Raw genomic sequence first — 11,304 nt, 5'->3', positions numbered from 1 at the left:
GAAATGATATTCGGTCTCCATACCGATCCGAGCGTGCCGACCGGCAAAATCGGTTTGCGCGATGGGCCGATCATGGCCTCGGTGACCGATTTTGATATCACCATTATGGGCAAGGGGGGGCATGCCGCCCGACCGCATATTGCCACTGATGCCGTCGTGGTTGCCGCCGAAGTTGTCAATTCTATTCAGAAAATTGTCTCGCGTGAAATAAATCCGCTCAAGCCGATCGTTATCACTTTCGGCTCCATTGAAGGGGGCACCGCCCGCAATGTGATTGCCGAAAAAGTTGTCCTGCGGGGAACCGCCCGGACACTGTCGCCGGATAGCCTGCAGAGAATACCGGCTTTGATTCGGCGGACGGTCGATGGTATCTGCCGGGCGCGCGGGGCCAAATATGAGCTTGATTTCATCGCTCAATACCCGGTTCTCTCAAATCATAAAATGACCAACCTGATTTTTGCCGATGCCTGCCGGGATCTATTCGGAAGAAATCGGATAATAGAGTCGCCGCAGAGCATGGGGGGAGAGGATTTTGCCTTCTATCTTGAAAAAATCCCTGGGGCGATGTTCCGGCTGGGAGTCAAGAATAATAGAATCGGCGCCAATAGACCATGGCATGCCTCGGACTTCATTGCCGATGAAAGGAGTATTTTCTTCGGAACCGCTCTTCTGAGTTGGTCTGTCTTGAAGTACTTCGAAAGGTCTTTATGATGACCCGCCTTCCGGCGATTTTCATCTTCATTCTCCTGTTCTTCTATGCCCTCTCCGGCGCGGAGATTCTGCCCAATCAGGTACTGAATTACAGTGATTTCGGATTTATTACCTCGATTGCCGTAGGTTTTGATTATGTCTACTTCGGGACTACCAACGGGGTCATTCGCTATAAAATAAACGGGGATCAGTGGGCTGACCCGCTGACAGGTATTGACGGGCTGGTGGGCAAGGAAATTCGGGAAATGAAGGTGTCTCAGGATGATCAATATGTCTGGGTCAGGACCGAATCCGGTTCTTATGAATATAATCGTACTTTCGAGCGCTGGACGCCGATCGACAGCATCCCCGATGAACCGGTCACCGTTCAGCACCTGAAAGCAGATCCGTTCTTTTTTCCGCCGCCCGGATATAATTATCTGCCGGCGGGAGTGCTGGTGGATGAAACAGGCCGACGCTTCCCCCTGACCGATATTGTCGATGACGGTTGGAATTATCTCTGGGTAGGTTCCTGGGGAGTGGGGGCGTTGCAGGCCGGTAGAAACAACCGGCGGCTCGAGTTTCTTAGCTACGGTTTGCTGCAGGCGAATATCGCCGCCATGACCCTGGATAGCGGTTCTCTCTGGATGGCCGGCCCGGCGGAGGCTGACCACCGCACCGGCATAACTATCTTTGACTGGCGCAACAATAGTTTTGATTTTATAGAAACACAGGGAGGTCTGCTATTTTCGGCGGACAATATTAATGACCTGGCTGTCGGGCGGAATGCTGTTTATGTTGCTACCGACGACGGCCTGCTGGTGGTCGACAAAAAGGAGCGTAAAATAAAAGACCAGCTTTATCGCCGGAGCGGATTGCCGGATAATCGCATTCTTTCGGTCCTGGCTGTGGGCGATACGATTTTTGCCGGGACCGAATATGGATTGGGACTTCTTGGTGTCCAGCCGGATTCGACACTTGCAAAAACGAGACCGATGCTTCCCTCTTTATCGATATTATCTCTCGAGAAAATAGATGGGGATCTCTGGATTGGTACTTCTCGGGGAACTTACCGGCTCGATTTGAGTACCGGCAAGCTGACCCATCTGACGGCCCCGGAAGCGGCCTGGAACAGGATTCTCGATATAGTGCATGATTCCGAAAAAATCTGGCTGATATCCGATGAGGAAATGGTCTCGATAGACCGCGCCACCGGTGATATTGCTTCTTTTCCCGAGGTTCGCAGTTACGGCGGGGTGCGCGCCGTGGCTCTCAAAGACAGCATCGTAGCGGTGGGAACGCCGGGCGGCCTGCTGCTTATCTTCGACGGGGAGGGAAGCCGTCATGCCCTCTACACGACCGAGGATGGCCTGATATCCAATGAAATTCACAGCCTGGTTTTTGACGGCGACTATTTATGGGTCGGAACCGACCGGGGATTGACCCGTTTCTGGTATGCGAACCCCTCTTTGGGAAATTGACCTTCGCCCTAGGACAGAAAAAATGCAGTTGAACAGCAACCGCAAATTAATTATCTTTTAATAGAAGAATTATAATTGGGTTGGTGAGGCGGTCTGGAAAAATAATGCCTTCAAAAATCAAAAATCTGTTTATTCTTGCGGTGTGGTTGATTTTCTTTTCCTCCGGTCTGTCACATTCGGCCGACCAGAGCTTCTTTGACCTTTACAATCTTGAGGTTGAGGGGGAAATCCATAATTATCTTACCGGCGATTTCAACGGCGATCAGGCCATTGATGTTGCCATTATTTACTCACCGGCCGGTGATGCGAATATTCGCTATATAGGACTTCATATGCAGAAAGGAGCCGCCGGTTTCAGTTCGGGCACCGATTACCTGATAACTCTGCCGCCGACCGCGGTTCAGGTCAATGCTGCGGATATCGATAAAGATGGGCGCTCGGAAATTGTCTTTATTGACGCCGATGGTGTTTCCAATTTCAAATTGACACCCGCCGCCGGAATTGCCGGCCCGATCCGATTGATTCGCCTGAGCACGCTCTATTCTTTCCCGCTTTTTCATGGAATTGTTACTGACGCTTTCATTTATGATCTGGTCGCAAGCCCCGGTCTGGAAATAATCGTCCCCTCGCCCAAGGGGTACTCTGTATTCGAGCGCGGCGATGATGGTAATTACCAGATACTCAATCAACTCTCCATACCGGTTTTCTGTCAGATTGCCGAACGATCTTTCAGCAATTTCTCGGGGCTGGGGGCGGCGGGAATAAATATCGGTCTGGCATCCATAACTGCCGCCGATGGCAATCTTGATGGCCGGCCTGACCTGTATTTCCTCTGGGATAGGAAAGTCTGCGGCTATTTCCAGGACAGCACGGGAAATTTTCCACAGACATCTGATTTTGAGCTGAATCTTTTTCCCGAAAACATTGATGCCTTTGTGCAGAGTCGGCTGGTCGACTATAATGGAGATAAGCGGCCGGATGTCGCCTGCACTTTCAGCTCGGGCGGCATTATCAGCGCCGAAACAAAGATTCGGTTTTATCCGGCTGACCTGAAAGGACGGATTGGGCCGAAGCTTGAAAAGGAAATCAGCCTTTCCGATTCACACTGCAATTTAATCTTGAATGATTATAACCGCGATGGTCGCGGGGAGCTGGTTGTGCCGGCGGTTGAACTGGGGGCCATTGCCGCGACCAAAATGCTGCTGATGAAAAAGGCCGACCTTCATCTTCTGATCTATCCGCTGAATAATGGTTTTCCGGAGGACGAGCCGGCCCAGCGAATCAATTATGAATTCCGCTTTGATTTCAATCAACCGGTTCCGACCAAGGAGATAACTCTGGATTGGACCGCCGATTATAACGGCGATGGTCTCATGGACCTCGCTTTTTCCCCCGGCAGCGGGCGAATTCAGTTCTTTTGGGGAAGAAACGGGGAATTTTTGTCGAGAAAGGCAGACCTTGAAATTCCGCTCGACCACCCATCGGAAATACATCCTCTGCATCTCAATCAGGGAAGATATTACGACCTGATCATTGAACACAATCTGAGCGGCAGGCTGGATCGCCTGACGGTTCTCAGGAATAAAAATAATAAAATTTAAAGAGGGATATAACATGTCAGATTTTGAATTTCCTAATTGTCTCAAGTGCAACATGGGGCGGCTGCTTCCCCTATCCGATTATGGCCGGGAGGGCGCCACAATTACCTACAAAGCGTGGGTCTGCTCCAATCCCGATTGCGGCTTTTCCATCAGAATCGACAACGGTGAAATAAGCTACGGGAAACAGATCGGCGTTTCGACCAAATAGGGGTTATGCCGAAAATATTCGAGAATCTCTGGGTAAAACTGGCGGCCCTGATTCTGGCCTTCCTCCTCTGGTTTCATGTCGCCACTAATAAGATATATCAGGAAGAAGCGACTCTTCCGCTCTCTCAGGTCGTTGTTCCGGGGAAATTGATTTTATCGGAACCGCCGCCCGATTCGGTGACCGTGCTGGTGGCCGCCACCGGCAAAAAACTTATGCAGAGCAATTGGAAAAAGGTGGGGTTGAAACTGATTCTCGGCAACAATCGCACCGGGCGATTCAAAGTGGAAATCAGCCCCGATAATCTCAGTCTGGCCAAGACCGAAAAAGTTGAAATGCTCGAGGTGATTTCACCCCGCGAGATTGAGGTCGATCTGGATCGAAAAACCGAAAAGCGAGTCATGGTGCGCTCACAGGTAACCGTTGTCCCCGCCGATGGTTTCGGCATCAGAGGCGCCGATTCAATAAGCCCGGCCATGGTCACTATAACCGGCCCATATACTCTTCTGGCCGGTGTGAATGAGATACAGACCGAGCAAGTGGCCTTTGAAAAGGCCCGCAAGAATGTCTCTACCAGAATTCCACTGAAGCACCCCGGCGTCTATGGCATGGTGATTCAGCCGGACACGGTTGATATTTTTGTCCAGGTTGTCCCGGTGAAAACAAGAAACTTCGCCGATATCCCGCTGAAACTTGGCAATTCCCCGATAGGGGGCAGGTATGATCTGTTTCCGCCCATGATTGAGGTCCGAGCCGCCGGAACCGCCGCCGCGATCGATTCACTCAAATCGAATCATATCATGGCGCTGGTCGATTACAGGAAAGCCGACAACAGCGGGCTGGCCCCGGTGCAGGTTCATCTTCCCGATGGTATCTCCCTGGTGCACCTTTCGGTCGATTCGGTAAGAATAATCAAAAGATAATGTTAACGCTGGGTATAGAAACCTCCTGCGATGAGACCTCCGTGGCCGTCGTCCGGGATGATCGGGAAATTCTCTCCAATATTATCCTGAGCCAACTGGTGCATAAGGGGTACGGGGGGGTGGTGCCGGAACTGGCCAGCCGCGAACATCTGAAAGCAATTATCGCCGTGTACCGTGAAGCGCTCGATAAGGCGGCGGTTTCGGAGGAGGAAATCGACCTCGTTGCCGCCACCCATGGGCCGGGACTGGTCGGGGCACTGCTCGTGGGGCTGAATTTCGGCAAGGGGCTGGCTTTCGGCTGGAATAAACCGTTTGTGGCGGTCAATCATCTCGAGGGACATGTGGCGGCCAATTTTCTGGTGCATCACGACCTCTCCTCGAAACATCTGACCCTGATTATCTCCGGCGGGCATACCTCGCTGGTGCTGGTTGACGGTTTCGGCCATTACCGGGTTTTGGGGCAGACCAAAGATGATGCGGTCGGCGAGGCGTACGATAAGGTGGCCAAAATCCTCGGCCTTGGTTATCCGGGCGGCGCCGAGATCGACCGGCTGGCGAAAATCGGAAATCGTAAATATTTCCGGTTTCCGCGCGGCGTGATGAAAGAAGACAGTTTTGATTTCTCCTATTCCGGCCTTAAGACGGCCGTCGCCCTGCATATTCGCGATCTTCCCGAAAATGAATTGGAATTGCACCGCGCCGAGATCGCCGCCTCGTTTCAGGAGGCGGCGCTGGAGGTGCTGGTGAGCAAAACCGTCCGAGCTGCCGAGCAATTTGATATAAAAGCGGTGACACTTTCGGGTGGAGTGGCCGCAAACAGCCGCCTGAAAGAGATGATGCAGGAGAAGCTTACTCATATCGGCGCCCGGTTTTTCTTCCCGCCTCCGGAACTCTGCACCGATAACGCCGCCATGATTGCGGCGGCCGGTTTCAAGCGGTATCAGATGGATGGTCCCTCGGACTGGTCGGTGAACGCCGTGCCGTATTTGAAGCTCGTATAGCGAAACTGCGAAGGCAGAACCGAGCGCTTACGACGGTGGCTCCGCCCAACGCATCCATAAATCGAGTTAATTCCTCAGCAGCCGAGCCGCCAGGCGGCGCAGGAGCAGGGGGGATCGCCTCGACGATAAAGATAATTTATCAAAAGAGTGATATCCTGAATATTTACCGTGCAATTGCAGTTGGCATCGCCCGACATGACCGGTTGCGGCAACGGCGCCGGGCCCACTTTATACAGGTAATTGATCAGATAGGTTATATCTCTGATATTTATTCCCCTCCGCCCATCGCAGTCGCCCGGCAGATTATCGCAAATATCGAGGTTGAGGAGGACCTTCTCCGCTTTGTATCCGGCGGCATAAACAGTATCGAAAGTGGGAGGAGTGCCACTGAATGTTATCTGCATGATATTGTCGGGCGGGCCCGATATCTTTCCGGTACCTGAACTATAAATCAGAATATCGAGCGTATCATGGACAATGTCATAGCTTATCTCCATGGAGGAAATTGCCGGGCCGGGCATAATCGAATAAGCGCCGATTCCGGGCGCATAATACTTGATTTGCATCGCCCCTGCCGGACTGTCAAATCCCCCGCCGATATCAATCTTTCCCGCCGACAATAAAAAGGCCAGCTGGCCGGTAATGGGCGAGTCAATAGTTTCGCCGGGAACCATCTCTCCACCGATAACCCGCGCCATATAAGTCAGGTCGTTCAGGGTCATCGGGACTTTGTCGTTGTCAATTTCGGAAGCCATTATCTGCTCGCGCGGGGAGAATATCAAGACCGAGTCGCCATAAATTATGAAATCGCGCATCATGATAAAATCAGCCAGTTCGTAAGGCAAGCCGTTCAAATTCACGTCACCGAGATCGAACGGGCCGGGAACCAGGTTATACATCTTACCGGTGGAATCATAAGCCACCGCCATATAAAAAGAAATGGGGTCATGAAAACATCCCATCAGCAGGAATCTTGTCAGACTGTTGGCCGGGAAAGTAAATTGTGGGTCATTCAGATCCACATCAATCACATTGCAGATAACATAGCGACTCTCCTCGAGCATTTGTCCCGAGGCCGGAAAAAGCCAGAAATCGCAAAATCGGTCGGTAACCGAAAAATAGAGTTTCATCCTCGATATCTTGTTGTGGTCGAACCAACCCCAAAGGGTCAAACTGTTGTCATAAATTCCTTTTTCCCCGGCAATAATCCCGGCCGGGGCATCAGGCGGAACGCTGGCCGGAAGAGCGCTGTCTTTCATTATCCGCAGCAATTCAAGATAATCAGCGCAAGAGAGGGTTATTTCGTCCCGGTTGACATCCGACTGGGCAATCTGGGCCTCAAGATTAATCGTAAACGCCGCCAGGCCGATTACAAAATACTCGGCATAGATATCGGCGTCGCCAATTTCGTACGGTATGCCGTTGAGATTCAGATCGCCCCTTATATCGGGAGCTACAGCCGTAGAGTGTGAAGCCGGTGAAACGGCCAAGGCGGGCAAAATCAAAGCCGCGGTCAGGAAAAAAGCGACCGCAAGGGCTTTGGAAAACCTAAGGGATTTCTGGGCGGGGTTCATTTTTCCTCCCATGGTAAAGGTTAGTGGTTTTAAGAATCCCTTAGCAGTAGTCTATATTTCGGCTATTCCTTCCGGAAATAGATATAAGCAAAAAACAAAATGAAGTAATTTATTCAACATTTAAAGATACCAATCTTACCCCGATTTGTCAATACCAATAACTGACTCTGCACCTGGGGCAAAACAAAAGGCGGCATTTTGATGCCGCCTTTCTTAGTTGCCTTACAGGGAAACTATGCAATCACTCTGTGGCGACGCCGATAAACAAAAATCGTCGCGGCAATTAGAAGCAGCACCAATGCGCCGAGGCCGTACTTGGTCAGACTGGGTACAGGCGCTCCAACGCAGTGATTAGAAACATAGAAATGCGTTATTTCCACAGTGTCTGTAGGGTCCGTTGAAGTAACTCCGATTACTTCCCAATCCGGCTGAGGCAGAAAATATAATGTCCAATTGATAGCCTCTGGATGATGTTCAACAGTAGTCAGGTTCCCTCCGGGCCTCTCTACTCCGTCGATCACACCATATGCGGAATCAAACTTCAATTTATCAAGATGAGAACCCCGTAGCCAAACTGTCAGATATTTGATGTTGGTTGACACAGGGATATTATCTACTCCGAGCCATTTAGTTTGACTGCCATTGAATTCAATCGGTGTCCTTAATTTACCACTCGTGAAGTCGTCAACTATCAGACTATCTCCCCAGGGAGAACCGCCCAGTGTATCCTTCCCCGGATATGTATCGGCTTTATATCTATCCCAGTCTATACTTTCTATTTCCTTTGTGTCGGCCCAAGCTGTTGAGGACATAATCACTGCAAAGGCGCACAAGACCAATACTATTTTCAAAAGACGAGTCATTTCATTCCTCCGTTCCTAAATTTTATGAAATATCACAAAATGTCAGATTCGGTAATGCTCTTAATCAATCAGAGCATTACGAATAGCGGAGGAGCCCGGCCTTCAGGCAAAAGTGAGACACTATTCGTCGGAACATATCTGTATTGAGAAAATCCCCAGCTCTTTTCACCGCCGGAGATAATATGCTTTCTTTTCCCCTCCAGCTCAAACGCCTTTTCCACCACCAGAAGAAGCAAGGTGTTGGCCATTACAATAATCAGCGAAACGATGATGAAACCAAACAGAGTCGAAAGAGTATTGAAAAACGGCAGTGTAATTTCAATATTTCCAAAGAGAGTATTCCCCCCGGTAAGTCTGCCGACAGCGAATTGAAAGCCAACCCAGATAAGCGATATGAATAGCGGATTGGCGCCCCAGCGCTTTCCTGTCCAGTTAATAGCCCCTCCCAGAATGGAGCATAGCGCTATCCCGGCCAGAATATCAAAGACCGCCCTTGCGGGCTGCATCATCAATGTATTGATTTCGGCATTCAGGAAATAGGTCATGCCGAAAAGCATCCCTACCCGCAGAGCGCTCCGGAAAGATGATTTCGATATCCGATAGAAGAAGGGAAGAAGCGCCAGAAACGACAGATACCAGTAATCCTTGAAAAGGCAGACAACCAACAACAGCGCCGCGGATGTTCCGGCAAAGATAAAATCCTCCGCCCACACGCTCAGTGCGAATCGTGAATGACCGATCCCTTGCATTTTAATCAATCGACTATGACTGCCCGCCAAAATGCGATGCATCCTTACCTCTCGACCACTCCACAACAATGTCGCCAGGATCAGCGGCGAGAAACCCGTTCATCGCGAGATCGCACCGACCGATACCTATAGTGACTGTCTCTTCCGGCCGGTTGCTCAGGTGAGGGCTAAGTAACCCACCGCAGACCAGACAACACAAAAAGCGAAGTCAGTCCCCGGTTGGATTGAAAATCAATGATGTAAATTTCCCTAAATCTGATTATAATTTAAGCAATTGCCCCTTGTCTGTCAAGCAAAATCTCGACCCGCGCAGAAAAATTTCAGGAGTATTTGGAATCTGTTTTGCGGTGCCCAAAACAAAAGGCGGCAATTGAAATGCCGCCCTTCTTAGTTGCCTTACGAGGAAACTATGCAATCACTCTGTGGCGACGCCGATAAACCACAAACGCCGTGGCAATCAAAAGCAGCACCAAAACGCCCAGACCATACTGAGTGAGTGTAGGTACGGGGCACTGCGAATCGAGATAGAATTTGGTTATAGTCACGCTGCCTGTGGAAGTCAACTTCAGTACTTCCCATGACGGCTGCGGGTTAAACCGCAATTTCATTTCAAATGTTGTTGCGGTGTGTTGAATGGTAGACACCAAAACCCCCGAACTCTTGGAGTCGCCAATCACACCATATTGATCAGTCAACTGCAGTTGATCAAGGTTGGTGCCCGTGAGCAGAACTCTTATTTCTTTGGTACGGTTTGGATAATACTCATTTGCTATTCCCAACCATTTGCTCGTTCCAGTAGCGATTGTCTCACTGATGGTGACATCCGAGGTGCCGAGGGATTTCCAAATTGTGGCGTTTGTCAGCGCCGTTACGTCAGGGTCATTTGGATTAATGGTGATATACCTATTCCAGTCTATCTTGTCTATATCCTTCGTGTCGGCCATGGCTGTTGAAACCAGAACCACCGCAAAGGCGGACAAAACCAATAATAGTTTGAATAAGCGAGTCATTTCATTCCTCCGTTCCTAAGTTGTTTGAAATATTATAAAATAACAGATTCGGTAATGCTCTTAATAAATCAGAGCAAGACGATAATCGGAGGAGCCCGGCCTTCAGGCAAGAGTAAGGCACTATCGGTCAGAATATATCCGTATTGAGGAAATCCCCAGCTCTTTTCACCGCCGGAGATAGCATGCTTTCTTTTCCCCTCCAGCTCAAACGCCTTCTCCACTGCCAGGAGGAGCAGCGTGTTAGCCATGACAATAATCAGGGAGACAATAATAAAGCCGAAGAGAGTGGATAGAGTATTGAAAAATGGCAGAGTAATTTCGATATTCCCGAAGAGAGTATTCCCCCCGGTAAGTCTGCCGACAGCGAATTGAAAGCCGATCCAGATCAGCGATATGAACAGCGGATTGGCGCCCCAGCGTCTTCCGGTCCAGTTAATCGCTCCTCCCAGAATGGAGCATAGCGCTATCCCGGCCAAAATATCAAAGACCGCACTCCCGGGCTGCATCATCAATGTATTGATTTCGGCATTCAGGAAATAGGTTATGCCGAATAGCATGCCTACCCGCAGAGCGCCCCAGAGAGATGATTTCGATATCCGATAGAAGAAGGGCAGAAGCGCCAGAAATGATAGATACCAGTAGTTTTGAAACAGGCAGACAACCAGCAGCAACGCCGCGGATGTCCCGGCGAAGATGAAATCCTCCGCCCAGACACTCAGGGCCGAGTACGAACAACCGTCCGATTTTTTCTTCTTCAACTGAGTCCTATTGCCTTCCGAAACGCGGTGCATTGCCGCCACTCATCGCTCCACAGAACTGTCGAAAAAACCACCAACGAGTAAACCCCAGAGGGGCTACCGCGTCGATCAAGACCTGCTATAACAATCTCTTCTGATAAGTTGCTCGGATGAAAAAAGAGCAACCTACAGTGGATTAGCCAGTCTAAATCCTGGTGTCGATTCCCGGTTGAGTTGCAAAATCAAAGAAACACTAACCCTATAACTTGAATGAAAGTTAAGGTTCTGCCCTCTTTCTGTCAAGGGAATTCTTGGATAATCAAAAGAAAGGGTAATATCTTTATAAGTGTGTAAAAACGACAAGAGGTGTATCCTTAAGATTTACAAGCTGATTCAAAAGGAGACACCTAATGTCGTATAACGAGTTAGATTTTAGCAGGAGAAACATAGTCTTTGCGCTTTCGGAAGTC

The 11,304-nt window shown here is 49.9% G+C and carries 11 protein-coding genes; 6 read left to right on the top strand and 5 right to left on the bottom strand.

Annotation, left to right across the window (positions count from 1 at the left end; translation table 11 throughout):
- The 6 genes from NT002_08885 to tsaD form a co-directional block, all read left to right on the top strand.
- On the top strand, positions 1-711 hold a 711-nt coding region (locus NT002_08885; GenBank protein ID MCX6829377.1), incomplete at its 5' end, for an amidohydrolase.
- The gene (locus tag NT002_08880) at positions 708-2,171 is read left to right on the top strand and encodes a hypothetical protein (GenBank protein MCX6829376.1); all 1,464 of its coding nucleotides are present in this window, start codon (positions 708-710) and stop codon (positions 2,169-2,171) included. The genes NT002_08885 and NT002_08880, both read left to right, overlap by 4 nt.
- A 104-nt stretch (positions 2,172-2,275) precedes the next feature.
- On the top strand, positions 2,276-3,772 hold the full coding sequence (locus NT002_08875) for a VCBS repeat-containing protein (protein MCX6829375.1): 1,497 nt from the start codon (positions 2,276-2,278) through the stop codon (positions 3,770-3,772).
- Between the two features lie 13 nt (positions 3,773-3,785).
- A complete protein-coding gene (locus tag NT002_08870) occupies positions 3,786-3,980 on the top strand; it encodes a hypothetical protein (protein ID MCX6829374.1) in 195 nt (64 codons plus the stop codon).
- Between the two features lie 5 nt (positions 3,981-3,985).
- Complete coding sequence (locus NT002_08865) at positions 3,986-4,900, top strand: YbbR-like domain-containing protein (GenBank protein MCX6829373.1); 915 nt, start codon at positions 3,986-3,988, stop codon at positions 4,898-4,900.
- Positions 4,900-5,901, top strand: a complete 1,002-nt coding sequence (gene tsaD / locus NT002_08860) for a tRNA (adenosine(37)-N6)-threonylcarbamoyltransferase complex transferase subunit TsaD (protein MCX6829372.1) — start codon at positions 4,900-4,902, stop codon at positions 5,899-5,901. The genes NT002_08865 and tsaD overlap by 1 nt, the downstream gene beginning before the upstream one ends.
- A gap of 74 nt (positions 5,902-5,975) precedes the next feature.
- Here the strand turns inward: tsaD and NT002_08855 are convergent, their stop codons facing one another.
- The 5 genes from NT002_08855 to NT002_08835 all read right to left on the bottom strand — a co-directional run bounded on the left by NT002_08855 (position 5,976) and on the right by NT002_08835 (position 10,888).
- A complete protein-coding gene (locus tag NT002_08855; GenBank protein ID MCX6829371.1) occupies positions 5,976-7,475 on the bottom strand; it encodes a dockerin type I domain-containing protein in 1,500 nt (499 codons plus the stop codon).
- A gap of 233 nt (positions 7,476-7,708) precedes the next feature.
- A complete protein-coding gene (locus NT002_08850) occupies positions 7,709-8,338 on the bottom strand; it encodes a hypothetical protein (GenBank protein MCX6829370.1) in 630 nt (209 codons plus the stop codon).
- Positions 8,339-8,406: 68 nt separating this feature from the next.
- The gene (locus tag NT002_08845) at positions 8,407-9,087 is read right to left on the bottom strand and encodes a hypothetical protein (protein ID MCX6829369.1); all 681 of its coding nucleotides are present in this window, start codon (positions 9,085-9,087) and stop codon (positions 8,407-8,409) included.
- 407 nt (positions 9,088-9,494) lie between these two features.
- Entirely contained in the window at positions 9,495-10,097 is a 603-nt protein-coding gene (locus NT002_08840) for a hypothetical protein (GenBank protein MCX6829368.1), read from the bottom strand.
- A gap of 68 nt (positions 10,098-10,165) precedes the next feature.
- On the bottom strand, positions 10,166-10,888 hold the full coding sequence (locus NT002_08835; protein MCX6829367.1) for a hypothetical protein: 723 nt from the start codon (positions 10,886-10,888) through the stop codon (positions 10,166-10,168).
- Between the last annotated feature and the right edge of the window lie 416 nt (positions 10,889-11,304).

The organism is Candidatus Zixiibacteriota bacterium, from assembly GCA_026397505.1.
Classification (GTDB): Bacteria; Zixibacteria; MSB-5A5; order GN15; family PGXB01; genus JAPLUR01.
This window is presented reverse-complemented; position numbering and strand designations above follow the sequence as displayed.

What these genes read in the sequence shown, in the direction of transcription:
- NT002_08845 (MCX6829369.1), bottom strand. Translation starts at nt 9,087, where the DNA reads ATGCAAGGGATCGGTCATTCACGATTCGCACTGAGCGTGTGGGCGGAG.
- NT002_08840 (MCX6829368.1), bottom strand. Translation starts at nt 10,097, where the DNA reads ATGACTCGCTTATTCAAACTATTATTGGTTTTGTCCGCCTTTGCGGTG.
- NT002_08865 (MCX6829373.1), top strand. Translation starts at nt 3,986, where the DNA reads ATGCCGAAAATATTCGAGAATCTCTGGGTAAAACTGGCGGCCCTGATT.
- NT002_08855 (MCX6829371.1), bottom strand. Translation starts at nt 7,475, where the DNA reads ATGAACCCCGCCCAGAAATCCCTTAGGTTTTCCAAAGCCCTTGCGGTC.
- NT002_08850 (MCX6829370.1), bottom strand. Translation starts at nt 8,338, where the DNA reads ATGACTCGTCTTTTGAAAATAGTATTGGTCTTGTGCGCCTTTGCAGTG.
- NT002_08870 (MCX6829374.1), top strand. Translation starts at nt 3,786, where the DNA reads ATGTCAGATTTTGAATTTCCTAATTGTCTCAAGTGCAACATGGGGCGG.
- NT002_08880 (MCX6829376.1), top strand. Translation starts at nt 708, where the DNA reads ATGATGACCCGCCTTCCGGCGATTTTCATCTTCATTCTCCTGTTCTTC.
- NT002_08835 (MCX6829367.1), bottom strand. Translation starts at nt 10,888, where the DNA reads ATGCACCGCGTTTCGGAAGGCAATAGGACTCAGTTGAAGAAGAAAAAA.
- tsaD (MCX6829372.1), top strand. Translation starts at nt 4,900, where the DNA reads ATGTTAACGCTGGGTATAGAAACCTCCTGCGATGAGACCTCCGTGGCC.
- NT002_08875 (MCX6829375.1), top strand. Translation starts at nt 2,276, where the DNA reads ATGCCTTCAAAAATCAAAAATCTGTTTATTCTTGCGGTGTGGTTGATT.